The sequence below is a fragment of the Photobacterium minamisatsumaniensis genome, assembly GCF_050336695.1.
Classification (GTDB): Bacteria; Pseudomonadota; Gammaproteobacteria; order Enterobacterales; family Vibrionaceae; genus Photobacterium; species Photobacterium minamisatsumaniensis.
Window position 1 is genome coordinate 23,454 of record NZ_JAKJSI010000020.1, and the last position, 20,036, is coordinate 43,489.

A 20,036-nucleotide genomic window follows, 5' to 3' on the forward strand; every position below is an offset into this window, starting at 1 on the left:
TATGAACTCAAAACAAATAAAAACACCTCCGCAAAGGAGGTGCTCTATTTAATGATTTTTTAATGCAATTAACTTGCTGGCTTTTTATCAGTCATGACAAAGCGCAATTCGCCACCCGCCACGATATCACTGTGATTAAAAGTCCAACCTTCAGCCAACGTATTGCCATTAATGGTCACGCTCTGTACGTACTTATTGGCAGGACTATTGTTCTCGGCAATAATCGTGAATGTCCCGTCTGGTAAGTTGATTTCAACCTTGTCAAACAATGGACGACCAATGGTATATTCAGGGATCCCTGGTGTAACCTGATAGAAGCCCATCGCACTGAGTACATACCACGCCGACATTTGACCCACATCTTCATTTCCTATTAAGCCGTCAGGTGTTGGAGTGTAAAACTCTCGCATTACCCTATCTAAGTACTCTTGAGTCTGCCACGGCTCATCAGTACGGTTCCATAGGTAGACAATATGGTGTGATGGCTCGTTGCCATGCAAGTACTGCCCGATAAACCCTGTCATATCCGGAAGATCTTCACCACTGGTTGATTCATCGGCTTTAAACAGAGCATCAAGATCTTGCTTGAACCCTGCTTTACCGCCCAATAGCTCTTCTAACTTATTAAAATCATGAAATGTTTGCCACTTCCACTGCCAAGCATTGCCTTCAGTGAAAGCAAACTCATCGACATGATACGGGTCGAACTCATCTTCCCCTTCCGGTAAGTTAAATGAACCATCAGAATTAAGGGCGCGGAAGAAGCGAGTCTCAGCGTCCCAATACTTCAGGTAATGCTCAGAGCGATCAAGATACGTCTGCTGGGTGGCACTATCACCGGCTAATCGTGCAATCTCCGATACTGCCCAGTCATAGTATGAATATTCGATGCCGTATGATGCCGAGTTCCAATAGCCATATGGGACAAAACCATCCTCAATGTTTGCCTTCATCTGCAAGTCCTGCACATAGGCCAACGTATTCTGATCCCAATCAGGGAAGCGGGATAAGTCGTAAGTCGTCGTTTCCTTCACCGCATGCAAAGCATCGTTGATGTCGATATCAAAGCCTTTTGTCAGCGCATCGGCAATGATTGAAACCGATGGGTAACCAATCATGGTGCCAGTGTAGTGGCCGTGCAGCTCCCATTTTGGTAATAAACCACCATCTTTCTGTTTGCGGATCAAGTCGTTGACATACTGCTCAGCTTTATCTGGATGAATAATGGTTTGTAACGGGTGGAATGCTCGGAACGTATCCCACATAGAATAAACGGTATAGTTCGGGGTGCCGTCTGCCTGCTTGATGGTTTTTGCCGGATCCATAGCCCGATATTGACCATCAACGTCTTGGAAGATCATCGGGGCAATTTGGGTATGATACATCGCGGAATAGAAATTGGTTTTTTCAGTTTCCGTTCCTCCCGAGATTTCTACAGTACTTAATTCATCAGCCCAAGCTTTTTCAGCAGCATCATGTACCTCTTTAAACCCCCAGTTTGGCACTTCAGATTCAAGGTTGAGTTGTGCTCCTTCCATGCTCGTTGGTGAAATCGCCAGTTTAATTTCCAGTGGTTCATTACTTGGCTCAAATTCAAAATATGACACGACCTCTTCAGCTTCGATATTGACGTTATTCAGCACATCGTCAAACTCGACGCCATCAGCGACGACTTTATTGGAAACAATAGGGGCAGAAAACTTCGCATAGAAATACACGCTTTGGTTTTTCGACCAAGAGTCACTTTTTCTATGGCCTCTAACGGTGTATTCATCAATTATTTCCAGTTCATTGAATAATGACTTATTCCCCCAGCTTTTATTTAACGTATGCGCTAGGTCTAATTTAATTGAAGGTTTTCCGCCGTACTTAAATTGGTATTTATGGTAGCCAACACGCGGTGAAACCGTCAGCTCTGCTTTTATTTCATCACGATTCAACTCAACAGAGTAATAGCCCGGCGTTGCCTTTTCATTACTTTTATCAAACGTGTTGTAACGGCTATTTTCATCATTGGTGTAAGGCAAAATAAGAATATCACCAAGATCCGTGATCCCCGTGCCACTTAAATGCGTATGGCTAAAACCATAAACAGGAATATCTTCAGTGGTGCCATCATCAAAATAACCCGCAGCCGAGCCCCAACCTTCCATTGTTGTATCAGGACTTAGCTGTACCATACCTGATGGAAAAGCCGCCCCAGGGAAAGTGTGTCCATCTAGCCCTGTACCAACAAAAGGATTAACGTAATCTAGCACTTTGTAATAGTCTGGACGCTCATCAACCTTACTGTTGTCATCGCCATTAGAATTACATCCGGTTAAACCGATAACACCGGCCACCGACAGTGCCAATAGTGCACGTGTAAACATAGATACTCCTAATAAAATAGATTCCCAATATTGTCGAAATTATTAAGTTTGCATTGGGTTTGAATTATCATTAGAAATTCTATCGAGGGGACACGTTTAATTTAATACGACTTTTAATTCATTTACTGGACTTTATTACCTTATATAGACAATTGTGTTGGCGATCTCAATTCACAGTAAATTTCATCAGTCTTTATGTATTGGAATAAAAATCACATCGTCAGCCATTAGGCACAATTTTCCTATAAAGCGCACAAATATCCACTATTAACCCTTTTCCTATTCACGATAATAACTATGTACGCATTTCATTGAAAAATTATAACGATAAATATCCCTACCTTTTATTTCTATTACCAATAGGTCTGATATGTTTAATAAGCACATTCTAGCAATTACGCTTTCAGCCGCTTTAGCATCACTCGCTGGCTGTAACTCTGACAATAACCAAACCGATGATGGAAAAACCCAGCCTACCAACGTCCTTGAGTATGTTGACCCCTTTATTGGCACCGGATTTAATGGCCATACTTTTCCAGGTGCTGTCGTGCCGGAAGGGTTTGTCCAATTAAGTCCCGATACCCACCTTACCGGCTGGCACTCATCCAGTGGTTATCACTATGATGACACCACACTCTATGGCTTTAGCCACACTCACTTAAGCGGTACAGGCATTGGTGATTTAGGTGATATCTTGTTTATGCCTTACAGTCAGGATGATCAGCACCAAGAGTCTGAATTTCAAAAATCGAACGAGCATGCAACAGCTGGTTACTACCAAGTTACACTCGATAACTCAGGCATTGAAGCAGAGCTCACCGCAACCCCACGTGTTGGTCTCCACCGTTATCACTACCCTTCCGGTCAACCACAAAAACTGAAAATCGATCTTGGTCATACCTTAAACGAAGACTGGGGCGGCGTTAGCCTAGAAAATGAAATCACTTTCATTGATGACAAAACGGTGATTGGTAAGCGGATCAGTGGCGGCTGGGCAGCTGATCAGCATGTGTATTTTGTCGCAACGTTCTCGTCTCCGATCAAGCAGTTTCAAATCACAGATGAAGGGCAAGATATTGGCGGTAATACCGGTAATGGTAAAAAGATCGTGGCCTTTATCGAATTTGAACCCAGCAATGAGCCGTTGGAAATCAAGGTGGCATTATCCCCAGTAAGTACAGCTGGCGCTGAAGCCAACTTAGCGGTAGAAGCAGCTGATATCAATTTTGATCTTGCTCACCAGCAAGCCGAGCAACGTTGGGAAGAGAGCCTTGACCCGTTCCACATCCAAGGCGGCAGCGACGGTCAAAAGACCATTTTCTATAGTGCGCTCTACCACACTAAATTAGCGCCAATGATCCACCAAGATGTGGATGGTCAGTACCGGGGAATGGACAAAGCGATTTATACCAACCCAGAAGGACAAACCAATTATACGGTCTATTCAATGTGGGATACCTTCCGCGCCTTACACCCATTGAAAACCATTACCGAGCCCAACCGTGCCGTGGAGTACGCACTCAACTTGGTCGAGAAGCAGAAAGAAGGCGGCCTATTACCTAAGTGGGAGCTACACAGCAACTACACTGGTACCATGGTGGGCTACCCTGCTGTTGCCATTATTGCTGATGCGATGATCAAATACCCTGACGCTTTCACCCAACAGCAAAAGCTTGAGGCACTCGAAGCCGGTATTGCCAGCTCGACATGGCACCCTGAAGATTTTCAGCACTGGGATCAAGACTTGCTCAATAAAGTCATGACTCCACACATTAAATACATTGAAGATATCGGCTATGCACCCGCCGATGAAACTAACGAATCGGTTTCTTACGGACTGGAAAATGCCTATTACGACTGGTGTATTGCTCAAATTGCCAAGTTAGCGGGTAGCGATCCTGCTTATAACAAATACATGGAGCGGTCAAAAGGTTACCAGCGCTATTTCGATTTCAATCCCGCAGAGTATACCGAGCATAGCGCCACTGGCTTTATGCGCCCGGTAATGTTGGATGGCAGCTGGCGTACGCCTTTCGACCCTTACAATGCCGAACATGAGACTGGTGACTATACAGAAGGAAATGGCTGGCAATGGACATGGTTCGCCCCACATGACATCAATGGGTTGAAGTCAGTAATGGGGGGAGAAACGGCCTTCCGAGAAAATCTTGATGCCTTATTCAATGCAGAGGAGCAAGAAGGCACCAGTGATATGACAGGGCTAATAGGCCAGTATGTCCATGGTAACGAGCCGGACCAACATGTGCCTTATCTATATAACTACACCACGACGCCTTGGAAAACCCAAGAATATGTCGATCAAATACTGGAAGAGTTCTACCTTGCCAGCCCTGAAGGGATTGTCGGCAACGAAGATGTGGGGGCGATGTCGGCCTGGTATGTCATGAGCTCGTTGGGCTTTTATCAAGTCACGCCAGGCAGCACAACTTACACCATAGGCCGCCCACTGTTTAATGAAGCGACGATACCTGTTGAAGGGGGTAAATTTACGGTTACCGCTGAGAATAATAGCCCCGACAACCTCTATGTTGAATCGGTCACCATCAACGGAAAAGCACTGACTAAGGACTTGTTCTTTGACCACAGTGAGTTTAAACCCGATGGCAACCTGCACTTTGTCATGACTTCAACTCCGCCGCAGCTCTAAATGTAGCGGCATCGTTTATCTCTACCAACGCGCGCCTCAGCCCTTGCTGTGGCGTGCTTCCCCCCAGCGTTCTCACAAGAACCTTAAAAACACTCATCTTTTCTAAGGAAGGAACCCATGTCCAGACGATCTGTATTACCGACAATTCAAATCATGAAAACTGCGCTGTTTGCAGCCACATTAGGCATTGCGAGCCTAGGGCTAACTGGTTGCAACAGCAGTAGTGATAATAGTGATTCAGAAACCACCTCAAACACCGAGCTGATTGGTCACTTTTTTGGTATTTTCGACGACAATTGGGACAAAAGACTTCGAGAGGACACCCCGTTCGATAAAATGGACTTTGTTTATATCGCTTTTGCCCATCCTTACGATGAAGATGGCGACGGTATTTATGAGCTTGGCTATGAGAACGCTCACCAAGAAGCTCCATTTACCGATCAAGAGCGAATCGATCAAATTGTTACTCTTGCTCGTGCTAAAAACCCTGATATCAAGCTGCTTATCTCTGAAGGTTGGAGCATGCAAGACTACTGGAAAAGTGCTCAAGACCCTGAAGTCTTTGCTGAAAGCGTCATTACGATGATGCGCGCCCATCAACTCGATGGCTTTGATATGGATTATGAAATAGGGACCGACCCGATTAATCTAAGCCAATTTACGGATCTGGTTTTAGCATTAAGAAAGCGCATCGATCTCGCTACCATTGAAGATGGACGCAGCGATAACCCTTACCTGCTGACCATCACTCCGGATCACACCTCACTCGACGTTTGGGATGGAAAGCTGGTTAACCAGCACTTTGACTATATCAATCTACAAACTTACTGGGGTAACCGCTTCGAGTTCATTGACCAATTTGAGGAAACTGGCATCGAGGTATCAAAAATGCTAATCGGCCTTGCCAGTGAGAGCTATGACCGTCCAGCTGATGCGCCAGCAGCCTTTGTCGATATAGCTAAAGAGCGCGGGGCACGCGGCGTTTTTGCTTGGCGACTAGACACTGACAGCTTGGATCAACAAGGCACGCCTCACTACACCATAGCCAAGGAAATGTGGCAGTTAATGGGGAGAGACAACACCCAATAAAGCTTACTCGCTCTTGCCCTCTTCGCCAGATAACACGTTAAGCTCATTAGGTTATCTGGCCTTTCTCCACGTTCTTCTTTACTTAAATGCGATCTCTATCACGCTTGTTTATGGCGGTTACAAATGTCCAGTAAAGGGTTGATTTATCTTCTACCGCCAGAGGATGTAACTTCTTAATATGTCAGCATCAACATTAAAAAGTTCATGACAGGAGATACACAATGAGAGTGGTCGCAATAACAGCTTGTCCGACAGGTATTGCCCATACTTATATGGCCGCCGATAAGCTGACCGAAACAGCGAAAAAGCTCGGTATTAGCATCAAAGTTGAAACTCAAGGTGCGATGGGTATCGAAAACCGCCTCAGCGAACAAGATGTCCAGCGAGCCGATGTAGTGGTGCTTGCCGCTGACATCAATATCGAGCATAGCCACCGCTTTAAACAACAACGATGCCTTGAAGTCACCATCCAAGATGCTCTCCAGCATCCAAGACGTATTTTCTCTCAATGTCAGCAAATGCTAGCGCATAACAAGTAAGGCTTTCACCATGAAACAAGCAGTCCAATTTCATTGCACCTTACCTAACGGTATTCACGCGCGCCCTGCGAGCCATTTAGAAAAACAATGCAACGCCTTTAAATGTCAGATCACGTTACTGAATCACCGTAATGGCAACACTGGCGATGCCAAAAGTGTGCTGGCTCTCGTCGCAACAGATACACTGTTAAACGATGAGTGCACACTGTCATTTGAAGGGGAAGACAGCCAGCAGGCTCACGATGCCCTTAACTTATACATCCATCAAACGTTCCCACACTGCGATGAAGCGCTGGATAGCCCCAAAGAGACAGGATCGATCACAGTACCTCAGTCTCTTTTACGCCATGAACCAACATTGGTGCACGGCAAACGACTCGCACCTGGCATTGGTTGTGGTCAGCTCCTGTCTTTCAAAGCCATCGATCTAGAGCAGTTTGCAACAGACCTATGTCACGATGAACAAACTCGCTTTGAACAGGCACACCTGCAAGTTTCAGCCAAGCTTGAGCAGGCAGTTAAGCAAGCAAGTCACCACGAAGAAGACATTATCAACGCTCATCTTTCTATCCTCAACGATACAAGCTTTTTGGGTAGCATTAAGACGATGTTGGCTTCTCACTCGACGGCCAATGCTATTTTGGCAACGGTAGAAAATGTCTCAGCGCAATTAATGCAGTCTTCCAGCGCCTATCTTCGCGAGCGTGTGATAGACATAAAAGATGTCGCATTACAGTTATTAACAGCCGCTTATCCTCTCATTGAATGTAACAACGAATTTATACTGACCGAACCAAGTATCGTCATTGCTAACGATTTGACCCCAAGTCAGTTCCTCGGCCTTGATAAGGAATACCTAAAAGGATTAATACTGACCCACGCAGGCAGCACATCGCATACGGTCATTTTAGCCCGTGCCTTTAACATCCCAACATTATCAGGGATCGAAGCAAAACAATGTGGGGAAGCACTCGAGCAGACAGTTTATCTTGATGGCGACCTTGGTATGGTTGCCTTAAAGCCAAACCATGGCGTTCAAGGTTATTTCAACCGCGCCATGAACCTGAGCCAAGCAAAAAAAGAGCAACAGCAAGCCTTTGCCAAGCTGCAGGCATCCACCATGGATGGCCACACAATAGAAGTTGCAGCCAACATTGCTTGTGCCATCGAAGCACCTGCCGCCTTTAACAATGGTGCCGAAGGCGTCGGTTTATTCCGCACCGAAATGCTGTTTATGGATCGTAATCAAGCGCCTGATGAAGAAGAGCAACTCGGTCATTACCGTGATGTACTCACCGCAGCCGATGGCAAACCTGTCATCATTCGCACCATGGATATCGGCGGGGACAAGCCCATCGATTACCTCAACCTACCCGACGAAAACAACCCGTTTTTAGGCTACCGTGCGGTACGTATTTACCCGCAGTTTATTTCACTGTTCCATACTCAATTACGCGCGATTCTACGTGCATCGGTACATGGAAAAGCAAAAATCATGATCCCGATGATCCAAAGCATCGAAGAGATTCGCTGGGTGAAAGAACAACTCGCGCTTGTTAAGCAGGAGCTCACCAAAGAAGGCTTAAGCTATTCAGACACTATCGAGCTGGGCATTATGGTCGAGATCCCTTCGGTGGCCTTCATCGTTGATCAGTTCTGTAAAGAGGTTGATTTCTTCAGCATCGGCTCAAACGACATGACCCAATACCTGTTAGCGGTTGATCGCGACAATAACGGTGTTGCCCACCTCTACAACAGCTTGGCACCTGCTTTCCTGCGTATGCTAAAACAAGTTGTCACAACCGCACATCAGCATGGTCGCTGGGTTGGGCTATGTGGTGAGTTGGGTGCCGACAGCAAAGTACTTCCGCTTCTTGTTGGAGCCGGACTTGATGAAATCAGCATGAGTGCGCCCAAAGTGGCCGCAACCAAAGCGTCGCTCAGTACGCTTAACTACTCATCCTGCCAAGCATTGTTCAATCAAGCTTGTGATTGCTCGACCATTAGCGACGTTGAGGCTCTACTTGCTCAAGCTAATGCCCAGCAGGCAGCGAAGCCGCTATTGGCGAAAGAATGTGTATTTAAACATGCCGAGTTTGCCAATAAAGAAGAAGCTATTCAGGCTTTGGTGGGCAATTTAGGCATACACGCCAGAACAGGCGATGCTTACAAACTAGAAGAAGACATCTGGGCACGCGAAGCGGTGTTTTCGACTGGTCTAGGACATGGATTTGCGATTCCACATACCAAATCTGAACATATTCACCATTCCAGTATCAGCATCGCTCACCTCGATACCCCCATTGATTGGCAGTCTGACTCTGGTGACGTCGATTTCATTATCATGCTCACGCTAAATAAAGAGCATGGCGATCAGCATATGAAAATTTTCTCTGGCCTTGCACGTAAACTGATCCACCAGAGCTTTCGCGATAAACTCCGAGCGGGCCATAATGCTGACGAGATAATTGCCATTCTTGAAGAAGAACTGGCTATCTAAAACGACTAATACCCATTGAGTGGATATCTCCCCCCCTTACTGTCCACTCACTCCCAAGCCACTTTAATTCGATCTTATCGGATCAATTAAAGTGGCTTCTCTTTTATGCAGACATGAACCAACCTCACATATCAAGCTTGTTTTATATTGATACTCAATTAGCCTTATTCGTATAAGGGATATCTTGCTTTTATATATAAATAACTTTCATGCTTATCAATAGCATAAAATACAGACTCCCTTCATGTAATTGCCTGCGTCGTATTTCAGGTTTTCATTCATTTAATGACCCCTACCCACTCATTAGTTTCATTAAATAAGGGAATACAATAATGAAAATAGTCACTCTACTCACTCTCTGGGTCTGTGCTTTAAGCAGCTTTACCGCTGGCGCAGCATCCATGGCTTCGCAACAAGAGCAGCTTGCAGTCCAAGGTAATCAAGCGCTCGAAAAGATCTTTACCGCAGCAGAGGCTGCAGGCATTACCGAGCTTGGTGATTGCTCGTATAGTTGCAATGGTCACCCCAGCTGGGACCCTATTGCAGGGTACTATTTTGTGGAGGTTGATGGTGTAAAAGTGTATGTACGCTATGGCGCTCCGGTGCGCTACTCTACTCCTATCTACCGTAGCGAAGGGGCGCAAACTGACTTCTTCACCCAACTTGCAGGCATCGACCCGAGTACCTTTAATTCAGGGGTTATTCGACAAGATAAATGGCCTGACTACTTCATTGATAATTCCCTTGATCCTTCTCTGGCAACTCAGGCAGAAAATACCCATACGGGATGCTTTATTGCCTATCAACCGGTCAACGGTCTGTCGCCAACAGCCTCTTTCTATGCGGTGACAGACAACTGCCCCGATCCAATGGAGGCTGCAATAGAAACAGGGAATGCACTGCTGATCCCTGATCGTGAAACGGCATTACAAAGTATTTTGGACGAAATTGAAGTCAACCGTCACCGTTATTTGGACGCAAAGGTCGCACTCTTTAACCTAGCAGAAGACGGGCAAGCTAAGCCCGATGGCAGCAGCCTAACCCAAATTACGTGGGATCCCACCCATGATGCCAGCACATTTGTCCCCACCTATGGTGTCAACGAAGCCGTTCTAATGACTAATGATGTCTTCGTCTCGGGCAAAACCGTCTACGAAAAAGCGATTGGGGTTATTGGAGAAACTGCGTCAGCGAAATACATGATCCTTGGGTCTAATCCAATGCGAACATGGCAACGAGGCTTTGAAACCAATGAGCAAACTCAGCAGTTTATGGCCAACAGTATTAGCTGGCTGACAGGAAAAGCCACCTCTGATATCACAACAAACGGACTCAATGTTGTCATTGCTCAAATGGAAAATGGGTATTACTTCCCCGACGAAAGTGCGACCCGAAATTGGTTAGATAATCGCTACCCAGACACGATAACCTACAACCCAGCACGAAGCTGTAACGGTACCGAGCTCGCAAGCTGTATTAGTACTAACACTGATTTGATCATCATCTCGCAATACTTGCGTTCTGGTGAAGACGCTGAACAAATTACCGAGCAGATCGAGCTTGCCCAACAAAATGGGATACCGGTGCTCTATCTTCACCATGATGGTAACCAGACCGAATTGGGCAAAGCATTGTTCAATGCATTTGATGTCAGCTATGAGTGGGATAATTATTGGAAAAAATTGGGGCTTAATTACTTTGATATCACAGCGTCAATTGGCACGCTTCCGGTCGATGTTGCTAAGGTGCAAACCCTTATCCAACATTTTCTCGATAGCAGCTTCACTATCGACCTAAGCCAATGTAATTCAAGCTGCTCTAATTTAGCTAACTTCAAGGCAGAGTTTCAAGAAGCGACAACCGTTATTCGCAACATGGCCAATAGCTTTGATAGCAACAAGGTTAATCTCTTTGAACTGCCTGATTTACGTTACCAAAAACTATTAATTTTATTAGCCGATCACTTCCGTCAAACTATCGTGTTCCCCATGAACATGAAAACAACCGATACCACCACGTTCTTGCAATCCTATTATGCTGACCATGTTATTTATAACTATCGCCCGCTGAACCCAACCCAGTTAGATCTTGGCAACTTCAGCCGAAGTAGTTTTAGTCATATCACTCCAAGCAATCGCACGGTTGAGCTATTGAGCAAGGCCAATTTCCAATCTGCGGGTGTGTACGCACTGCCGGGACAGACGTTTACGGTACGTCGCATCGACTCACAATCAGCAGCAACGACAAGCATCTTTGTCAATTCCCTGCGTTCCGGTGCCTCCAAGCCATTCTCATCAGGTGGCTATATTCGACCTAAATATCTGCAGTCGCAGCATATTAACGTATTACCCGGTGAAACCATTGAATTCACCTCCCCTTATGGTGGCCCAGTCCAGATTGGCTTTGGTGGTGAGCACAAGCTTGCTGTTGAGTTTGAATTTACCAATATCGGTCGCCACCCTCATTGGCGTAGCGAAAGTGACAATGTATTCTTCGAGCAAGCATTCGAACAAGGCGACTATGATTGGGTTGAAGTCGCTACACCTTACTTCGAAGTCCATTCTACCCTCTCGAAAATGAAAACCACGTTGTCCAATACCAACTGGCCAACGCCACTTAAGCTATCACAAGCTATCAATGCCTACATTCATGATTACCCTCATATACTCGCAGGGTTTAAAGGTGATGGGGTCTCGGTGATCCCAGAAATCCACGACTTTGCCGCACAGCAGGGGTGGGCCATCAATACGCTTGATATCGTCAAACATATGAACGCCGATCAACCAACCTGTGGTTATGGTTGTTCAGGTAACCCCTACGATGCTGGTTGGTCATTTAATCCCGTCGGTCATGGTGATATCCATGAACTTGGGCATGGACTAGAAAAAGGACGTTTCCGTTTTAGTGGCTGGGAGGGACATGCCAGTACCAACCCTTATTCCTATTACTCAAAGTCACAATTTTTCAAAAATACCGGCCAAGCCCCAAGCTGCCAGAAGCTGCCCTTTAAATCGATGTATGAAACATTGCAAGTCGCACAAACCCAAGATGACCCGTTTGCCTATATGCAGCAAGCAAGCCTAACCGGCTGGAATTATGGGGTTGGGATGTATGTACAAATGATGATGGCAGCACAAAACCAAGGCGAGTTAACCGATGGTTGGCACTTACTCGCGCGATTACACATGCTCGAGCGTGAGTTTAACCAAGCCAAAAAGAATGAAACTGACTGGCTACTAAAACGGGATTCATTGGGTTTTAGCCACTATAACTACGACGAAATTAAATCAATTGCGAACAACGATTGGCTTGCCGTTACCATTTCATTCGTTACCCGCTTAGATTTTGCTGACTACCTCACTATGTGGGGCATCGACATCACTGAAAAAGCCATACAGCAAATTTCTCAACATGGTTATGCCGCTGTACCACGTGAGTATTACAAAGCCGACGGGAATGACTATTGCCTCGGACTCGATAAACCCACACTGGCTATTAACGGCTCTATGCGCTGGTCTGGCATCGACCCTGGGAACGACATCGATGTCGCGTTAAATAAGCCGACAACAATTTCCAGTTACTATAACGAAAGTAAATACCCTGCCAGCCACGCTGTCGATGGCCTATCATCTACCTTTGTCCACTCACAACGCGGTAGCAATGAGTGGCTCGAAATCGACCTAGAGGCAGACTACAAGCTAAACGCTATTTTGCTGACCAACCGCACGGACTGCTGTCAGTCACGAACGCAAAACAGTGAAATTGTTTTACTCGACGCGGCACGTAACCCGGTTTGGACATCAGGGCCACTTGGCGTGAATGACGAATGGTTAATTGATGTGCCTTCAGAGCTATCAACTCGTTATATCCGTTTCGAAGCATCAGGTGAGTATGTCAACTTTGGCAATATTGCTGCTTACGAATAGCCCTTAGGAATTGGGGCGGCTTCAGTCGCCCTGTCTTTTTGCCCAATTCCACTCCTGCTATCTCTTTCCTATGCTAAAACACCTCGCCACATCCGTTACAACACAATAAACGTGCAAGAAACACTCACAACTTTGAGCGACCTCCGATACTCAACCTGCATCTTATGGTTATAATTCAAACAATTGTTTAAAAGGAATTAGAGAATGTTGCGCTACAAAACCATGGTAGGTGTAAATAAGCAGCTAAATAAGCTCATTGCTATAGGCTTTCCTCAATTAGAAGTGGGGACTGACAGCATCTTAAAAGCCGGTGAGCTGATTGCCTCGGCAGGGGCAACAAAAGTCCTGATTGTCACCGATAAAGTGATCGGTTCGATGGATATGACCACGACACTGTGCAACTCATTGAAAGAAAAACAGCTAAATTTTTTTATTTTCGATGACGTAACACCCAACCCAACCATCGCCGCGGTGGCCATTGGCGCTGAGTTTTACCACCAGCACGGCTGTGATGCCATCATTGCTATCGGCGGAGGCTCTCCCATTGATTGCGCCAAAGCCATTGGTGCTAAAGTGGTCCGTAACCGTCCTGTGCGTACTCTTGCGGGTAAGCTAAAAGTACGCAAGAAACTACCGCCTTTCATGGCAATCCCGACCACAGCAGGCACAGGCTCAGAAGCCACTGTCGCTGCAGTTATTTCTGACCCTGCAGCTCGTCAAAAATTCGCTATCGTCGATCCAGCACTGCTACCCGACTTTGCCATCATCGATCCAACTCTCATGGTTGGCTTGCCGCCACATATTACCGCCGCAACAGGTATGGATGCGCTGACACATGCAATTGAAGCGTATATCGGCACCTATCACAGCCCATTGACCGATGAGTTTGCGGTTAAAGCCGTTGAGAAAGTATTTAACTACTTGCCTGAAGCGTATGAAAACGGGACGAACCTAGAAGCTCGTGAGAAAATGGCGGTAGCATCATATGAGGCAGGCTGTGCCTTTACTAGGGCATATGTCGGTTACGTACATGCTTTTTCCCATCAACTGGGCGGGATGTACCATATTCCCCATGGGCTAGCCAATGCCGTGTTGCTACCCAAAGTTTTGGCGTTTTTATACCCAGACTGTAAACATCGGCTTGAAGCATTAGCTAAGGTAGTCGGCGTCAATAGTGGCAGAGAATTTGTCGAAGCGGTTGCTGGCTTGAATAAGCAGCTTAATATTCCAGAAACCTTTCCGGAATTAGTTGCCGACGATATCCCATTGATCACGCAACGAGCATTGGCAGAAGCACATGGTACCTACCCTGTTCCGGGTTATATGGTGCAAGAACAAGGTGAGCAGTTATTGCGGCAATTTTTGGTCTCGGTCGAAAATAGTGCACACATCGCTGAACATTAGCCAGTAAAAACTCAAAATGAAAAGCCGCACGAATCAGTGCGGCAGCTTTACAAGATCCCTTTGCGTTATCAACAGTCAGGTCGGCTTAACAACCGCTTTCACCTTTTTAAATCCACTCACAACGACTAACACCGCGGCACCACTTGCCAAGCCCACCGCCGCATTAATTACTGCGGGTAACAACATGATGCTCCCCGGTATCATCGACATCTTAATGACAAAATGCTCGATCATAATGTGCGAGTGGGGAATGCTATGAACCACAATACCACCGCCAACCAAAAACATTGCAATTGTGCCTACCACGGCCAGTGTTTTCATGAGGTAGGGAGCTGATTTGATTAGGCCGTTGCCAAGTGTTCGCTTGAATGAATCAGCGATACTGTTCTTGACCAAATACAAACCCAAATCATCAAGCTTTACAATACCAGCCACCAAGCCATAAACCCCAATGGTCATCAGTAGGGCTATCACACTCACCACCAGCACTTGGGTGAGCATTGGGGCTGACTGTACTGTACCCAGAGCAATGACGATAATTTCAGCCGACAGTATAAAATCCGTTCGGATCGCGCCTTGAATTTTCTTTCGTTCAAATTCAACGATATCTTCAGCCGCGTCCATTTGCTCCAATACACTAGACTCTTCAAGTTTGGGTGGATGTAAGATTTTATCAATGACCTTTTCAAACCCCTCGTAGCACAAGAATAAGCCACCAAGCAGCAACAAAGGGGTAATTAGCCAAGGGGCAATAGCGCTAATCAATAAGGCGGCAGGCACCAAGATAAGCTTATTGCGAAACGAGCCTTTCGCTACCGCCCACACCACCGGAATTTCACGTTCAGCACGCACCCCCGATACTTGCTGGGCATTCAACGCTAAATCGTCACCCAGTACGCCAGCAGTTTTTCGCGCTGCCACCTTGCTCATGACTGCAACATCATCGAGCACTGTGGCGATATCATCTAATAATGTTAGTAAGCTCGCTCCTGCCACAGCCCCTCCCGTTTATTCTTAAATTACTCACCTAACCTTAGTGAAAGAAAGCATTTTTGCCGACTTACAGCAGAGAAAATGTCGACCAACTCGCAGCAAATGCAATCCTCCGCTAAGCTTTTTAACTAGAGTCTGACGACCAATATCAAGTTTTACCTGTTTTTTTACAGGCTTTTTGGGATCTTGTTTTAGCCATTATCACGGAAGCGACCTAACCAATAATAAGGCGCAAATCTATGGCAATTGCCATTGCCCTGATAGTGATCGTAATTGCATCCATTGCTTTCCATTTCTGGAGTCCATGGTGGTTGACACCTGCGGCATCCAACTGGGGAGAAATTGATGACGCCTTTACCCTTACCCTTGTCATTACTGGTGCCTTCTTCATTGTGATCAACTTGATGATTGCATGGTTTGTGATCCGCTATCGCCATAAAGAAGGACGAAAATCTGTTTATCAACCTGATAATAAAAAGCTTGAAGCTTGGCTGATCGGGCTCACTACTGTTGCCATTATTGGGTTACTTGCGCCTGGGCTTGTTGTGTATGGCAAATTTGTCACCGTGCCTGATGACGCCAAAGAATTTGAAGTAGTTGGTGAACAATGGAAATGGAGTTTCCGTTTTCCCGGTGAGGATAATAAGCTGGGACAGTCACACATTCGCTTTGTCAGTAGCACCAACCCACTCGGCCTTGATCCTGATGACCCTGCCTCAAGCGACGATAAAATCATATTAAGCCCAGAGCTACATCTGCCACTCTATACACCACTGAAGGTATTACTTCGTTCTAAAGACGTATTGCATGATTTCAATGTTCCGCAATTTCGCGCCAAGATGGACATGGTACCCGGCACCATCACCTACTTTTGGTTTACCCCAACCCAGCGCGGCACCTTCGATATTCTTTGTGCAGAGCTTTGTGGCGTAGGCCACTTTAATATGCGTGGCAGAGTGGTGGTTGAAGATGATGCCGGATTTGGCCGCTGGCTTGCCAAGCAACCAACGTTTGCGGAAACACAGCAGCCGCAAGCTGCTGGTACAACAGACCTGGTGGGACTAGGTAAAACCTTATCAGAAGTGAATGGTTGCATCGGTTGCCATAGCCTAGATGGTAGGCCCGGTGTAGGGCCAAGTTGGCTGGGATTGTATGGCAAAACCGAACGGATGTCGGATGACGCCGAAGTACTCGTGGACGATGCTTACCTACGTGTCGCTATTCTCAATGCCAATGCCGAAGTGGTAAAAGGCTATCCTGCCATCATGCCGGTTTACCAATTCAGCGATCAAGAAGTGGATGCAATTATTGCTTACATCAAAGCGGTGTCCGCCCCTGAGTTATACCAAAAACAAGACCAAGCGCCAGATAAAAAACAACAAGAGCCTAGCGGGGAAATCCAATAATGTTTGATACTAGCCCCTACGCAAAAAAAGCACCGCCCCAGTCTATTTGGACCAAATATATCTGGAGCCAAGATCATAAAGTGATTGCGATTCAATATTCACTCACTGCTATTTTTATGGGTTTAATTGCCTTAGTACTTTCGTGGATCATGCGCCTACAAATTGGTTTTCCGGGTCAGTTTGATTTTATTGATGTAAATACTTACTACCAGTCAATGACCTTACACGGCATGATCATGGTCGTTTACCTGCTTACTGCCCTATTTCTCGGGGGGTTTGGTAACTACCTCATTCCGTTAATGGTTGGCGCGCGAGATATGGTTTTCCCGTTCCTGAATATGCTCAGCTTTTGGTTCTATCTGCTTGCTTCGCTCATTTTAATTGCCAGTTTCTTTGTTACAGGCGGCCCAACTGGGGCTGGCTGGACACTCTACCCACCTCAGGCGATTATGCCCGGTACACCGGGCACCGATTGGGGCATCGTACTGATGCTTATCTCTCTGGCTGTGTTTATTGTTGCCGCGACCATGGGTGGTCTTAACTACGTCACCACCGTCTTGCAAGCTCGAACGCAGGGTATGACGTTACTGCGTATGCCGTTAACCGTATGGGGTATCTTCACCGCATCAGCAATGGCATTGCTTGCCTTCCCGGCCTTATTGGTCAGCGCAATCATGATGCTGTTCGATAAGCTACTCGGCTCGAGTTTCTTCATGCCAGCGATTATCTCGATGGGACAACAGACCGATTATGGCGGAGGCAGCCCGATCCTCTTCCAGCATTTATTTTGGTTCTTCGGCCACCCTGAAGTGTATATCGTAGCGCTACCGGCCTTCGGTATTGTCTCTGACTTGATCAGTATTCACGCGCGCAAAAACATTTTTGGCTACAAGATGATGGTATGGGCAATTATCGGGATTGGTGCATTGAGTTTTATCGTATGGGCACACCACATGTACGTCAGTGGTATGAACCCCTATTTTGGCTTTTTCTTTGCCACTACCACCTTAGTCATCGCCGTCCCTACCGCGATCAAAGTTTACAATTGGCTATTTACCCTCTGGCGTGGTGATATTCACCTCAGCCTGCCGATGCTTTTCGCTATCGCTTTTATGAGTAGCTTTATCATCGGCGGGCTAACCGGTTTATTTCTCGGTAACGTGATTGTCGATATTCCGCTTTCTGACACCTACTTCGTGGTAGCCCATTTCCATATGGTGATGGGGGTCTCTCCAATATTGGTGATCTTCGGTGGGATCTATCACTGGTATCCAAAAATTACAGGGCGAATGCTTAATCAAACCATGGGGCACATTCATTTTTGGATCACCTTCCTCGGTACGTATGCGATTTACTTTCCAATGCACTACCTTGGTATTTTGGGCATGCCAAGGCGCTACTATGACTACGAGGGCTACAGTTTTATTCCCGAATCAGCCCAAACACTGAATGCGTTTATTACCATTGCCGCACTGATTGTTGGCGCAGCCCAACTGCTGTTTATCTTCAATTTATTCTGGAGTTGGAAAAAAGGACAAATCACGGATGGTAACCCATGGAAAGCCACATCATTGGAATGGCAAACGCCTGATACTCCGCCAAAACACGGTAATTGGGGTGAAGACGTCCCCGTGGTATACCGCTGGGCGTATGACTATAGCGTGCCAGGGCATGACCAAGACTTTATCCCACAAAACATACCACCCACCAGCGAACAGAATGACCCTAGTTCTGCCCCCTCACCGACACAAGGTGCGGGGCCAGAGTCGTCAGTAAAAGCCAATAAGGAGCGGTCATGAAGCAGGTAGAAAAAACGCCCACAATGGCGACACTCACTCCAGACCCGCATTCACGCTACATGCCTGCGTCTTCTCTCGCACCAGCATCAACCGCGGTCTGGATTATGCTGGCGGTGATCAGTATGTTCTTTTTCCTGTTTACGGTGGCTTACCGTATTCGTATGGCTTTGCCTGACTGGCAACCACTGAATGAGCCGTGGCAGCTTAGCATTAGTACAGCCATGCTAGTCATGAGCTGTATCACCATGCATTTATGCTACCGGAAGTCAGCATTACTCCCTTCACTAACAGCGAGCCGAGCCTTATTGCGGTTAACGTTATTCTTCACCCTGGCTTTCATTACTACTCAGCTCTGGGCTTGGGATCACCTCTATGATTTAAATAAAGGTATCGGTAGCAACCCTGCGAACAGCTTCTTTTATCTATTAACAGGATTACATGGCTTACATGTCATCGGTGGTCTAGTGGCACTAGGCTGGGTCGTCTTTCACACCATGCGAGGCAACCCGAATACGCTACATCCAGCCCTTCGCTTATGTAGCCGATATTGGCATTTCCTACTGTTTGTGTGGCTGTTTTTACTCGGGCTACTGCGGTTCACTTAAGGCAAGGCTTACCTAGAACTAGAAGGTAATACTTATGGCACATTCATCAACACAATCGACAGGTAACACTTCACCTCAACCACAACAAACAGGTTGGCCTTCTGTGGTAAAAGACTACGCGGGTGATCAAGCTGTATTCACGGTTTCATCCAATAAGGCCATGATGTGGCTGTTTTTACTTAGTGATATCTTTGTCTTCGGCTGTTTTTTGGTTGGCTATATGTCAGTCCGTATGACGACCACAGTCCCTTGGCCACTACCCACTGAGGTATTTGCCCTTACCATCGCAGGGCAATCTATCCCTCTTGTTTTAATCGCTATTATGACATTCATTCTGATCACCAGTAGCGGCACCATGGCGATGGCCGTCAATTTTGGTTACCAACGGCGTAAAGGCCTCACCGCCTTCTTTATCATCCTAACGGCTTTATTGGGTTTGAGCTTTGTGGGTATGCAGGCATTCGAGTGGAGTAAACTTATCGAGGAAGGTTTTCGGCCATGGGGTAACGAGGCAGGAGCCGCTCAATTTGGTGCCAGCTTCTTCATGATCACAGGTTTCCATGGCTTGCATGTCAGCATTGGCGTGTTGTACCTGCTGATCATTGCTTACAAGGTATTAAGAGGCAATTACAAGCGCAGCGGCAACTATGAAAACGTTGAAATCGCCGGACTCTATTGGCACTTCGTCGATTTAGTTTGGGTGTTTATCTTCGCGTTTTTCTATCTTTGGTAGGA

At 46.4% G+C, this 20,036-nt stretch carries 12 protein-coding genes; 10 read left to right on the forward strand and 2 right to left on the reverse strand.

What is annotated here, in order from left to right:
• Positions 1-68: 68 nt before the first annotated feature.
• Positions 69-2,372, reverse strand: a complete 2,304-nt coding sequence (locus L4D78_RS10890) for a GH92 family glycosyl hydrolase (RefSeq protein ID WP_428466946.1) — start codon at positions 2,370-2,372, stop codon at positions 69-71.
• Between the two features lie 370 nt (positions 2,373-2,742).
• Here L4D78_RS10890 and L4D78_RS10895 point away from each other — a divergent pair, with 370 nt between their 5' ends.
• The 6 genes from L4D78_RS10895 to L4D78_RS10920 all read left to right on the forward strand — a co-directional run bounded on the left by L4D78_RS10895 (position 2,743) and on the right by L4D78_RS10920 (position 14,498).
• Positions 2,743-5,040 (forward strand): GH92 family glycosyl hydrolase, encoded by a 2,298-nt coding sequence (locus L4D78_RS10895; protein ID WP_428466947.1) that lies wholly within the window; start codon positions 2,743-2,745, stop codon positions 5,038-5,040.
• Between the two features lie 117 nt (positions 5,041-5,157).
• Entirely contained in the window at positions 5,158-6,129 is a 972-nt protein-coding gene (locus L4D78_RS10900; RefSeq protein ID WP_428466948.1) for a glycosyl hydrolase family 18 protein, read from the forward strand.
• A 221-nt stretch (positions 6,130-6,350) separates the two neighbouring features.
• A complete protein-coding gene (locus L4D78_RS10905; RefSeq protein WP_428466949.1) occupies positions 6,351-6,668 on the forward strand; it encodes a PTS fructose transporter subunit IIB in 318 nt (105 codons plus the stop codon).
• Between the two features lie 10 nt (positions 6,669-6,678).
• Positions 6,679-9,168, forward strand: coding sequence for a phosphoenolpyruvate--protein phosphotransferase (gene ptsP / locus L4D78_RS10910; RefSeq protein WP_428466950.1), 2,490 nt, complete (start codon positions 6,679-6,681; stop codon positions 9,166-9,168).
• A 332-nt stretch (positions 9,169-9,500) separates the two neighbouring features.
• The gene (locus tag L4D78_RS10915; RefSeq protein ID WP_428466951.1) at positions 9,501-13,094 is read left to right on the forward strand and encodes an ImpA family metalloprotease; all 3,594 of its coding nucleotides are present in this window, start codon (positions 9,501-9,503) and stop codon (positions 13,092-13,094) included.
• A gap of 204 nt (positions 13,095-13,298) precedes the next feature.
• The gene (locus L4D78_RS10920; RefSeq protein WP_428466952.1) at positions 13,299-14,498 is read left to right on the forward strand and encodes an iron-containing alcohol dehydrogenase; all 1,200 of its coding nucleotides are present in this window, start codon (positions 13,299-13,301) and stop codon (positions 14,496-14,498) included.
• Between the two features lie 75 nt (positions 14,499-14,573).
• Here the strand turns inward: L4D78_RS10920 and L4D78_RS10925 are convergent, their stop codons facing one another.
• The gene (locus L4D78_RS10925) at positions 14,574-15,494 is read right to left on the reverse strand and encodes a DUF808 domain-containing protein (protein ID WP_428466953.1); all 921 of its coding nucleotides are present in this window, start codon (positions 15,492-15,494) and stop codon (positions 14,574-14,576) included.
• 236 nt (positions 15,495-15,730) lie between these two features.
• Between L4D78_RS10925 and L4D78_RS10930 the strand changes: the two genes are divergently transcribed.
• The 4 genes from L4D78_RS10930 to L4D78_RS10945 are packed head-to-tail and all read left to right on the forward strand — an operon-like array spanning position 15,731 to position 20,034.
• Complete coding sequence (locus L4D78_RS10930) at positions 15,731-16,897, forward strand: cytochrome c oxidase subunit II (protein WP_428466954.1); 1,167 nt, start codon at positions 15,731-15,733, stop codon at positions 16,895-16,897.
• Positions 16,897-18,696 (forward strand): cytochrome c oxidase subunit I, encoded by a 1,800-nt coding sequence (gene ctaD, locus L4D78_RS10935; RefSeq protein ID WP_428466955.1) that lies wholly within the window; start codon positions 16,897-16,899, stop codon positions 18,694-18,696. Before L4D78_RS10930 ends, ctaD begins: the two co-directional genes overlap by 1 nt.
• Positions 18,693-19,301, forward strand: a complete 609-nt coding sequence (locus tag L4D78_RS10940; protein ID WP_428466956.1) for a cytochrome c oxidase subunit 3 — start codon at positions 18,693-18,695, stop codon at positions 19,299-19,301. Before ctaD ends, L4D78_RS10940 begins: the two co-directional genes overlap by 4 nt.
• A gap of 34 nt (positions 19,302-19,335) precedes the next feature.
• Positions 19,336-20,034: a heme-copper oxidase subunit III family protein gene (locus L4D78_RS10945; RefSeq protein ID WP_428466957.1), complete on the forward strand. Its 699-nt coding sequence runs from the start codon at positions 19,336-19,338 to the stop codon at positions 20,032-20,034.
• The last annotated feature ends 2 nt before the right edge of the window (positions 20,035-20,036 follow it).

Excerpts from the sequence above, each read along its gene's own strand:
- L4D78_RS10890 (WP_428466946.1), bottom strand. The coding sequence starts at position 2,372 with ATGTTTACACGTGCACTATTGGCACTGTCGGTGGCCGGTGTTATCGGT.
- L4D78_RS10895 (WP_428466947.1), top strand. The coding sequence starts at position 2,743 with ATGTTTAATAAGCACATTCTAGCAATTACGCTTTCAGCCGCTTTAGCA.
- L4D78_RS10900 (WP_428466948.1), top strand. The coding sequence starts at position 5,158 with ATGTCCAGACGATCTGTATTACCGACAATTCAAATCATGAAAACTGCG.
- L4D78_RS10905 (WP_428466949.1), top strand. The coding sequence starts at position 6,351 with ATGAGAGTGGTCGCAATAACAGCTTGTCCGACAGGTATTGCCCATACT.
- ptsP (WP_428466950.1), top strand. The coding sequence starts at position 6,679 with ATGAAACAAGCAGTCCAATTTCATTGCACCTTACCTAACGGTATTCAC.
- L4D78_RS10915 (WP_428466951.1), top strand. The coding sequence starts at position 9,501 with ATGAAAATAGTCACTCTACTCACTCTCTGGGTCTGTGCTTTAAGCAGC.
- L4D78_RS10920 (WP_428466952.1), top strand. The coding sequence starts at position 13,299 with ATGTTGCGCTACAAAACCATGGTAGGTGTAAATAAGCAGCTAAATAAG.
- L4D78_RS10930 (WP_428466954.1), top strand. The coding sequence starts at position 15,731 with ATGGCAATTGCCATTGCCCTGATAGTGATCGTAATTGCATCCATTGCT.
- ctaD (WP_428466955.1), top strand. The coding sequence starts at position 16,897 with ATGTTTGATACTAGCCCCTACGCAAAAAAAGCACCGCCCCAGTCTATT.
- L4D78_RS10940 (WP_428466956.1), top strand. The coding sequence starts at position 18,693 with ATGAAGCAGGTAGAAAAAACGCCCACAATGGCGACACTCACTCCAGAC.
- L4D78_RS10945 (WP_428466957.1), top strand. The coding sequence starts at position 19,336 with ATGGCACATTCATCAACACAATCGACAGGTAACACTTCACCTCAACCA.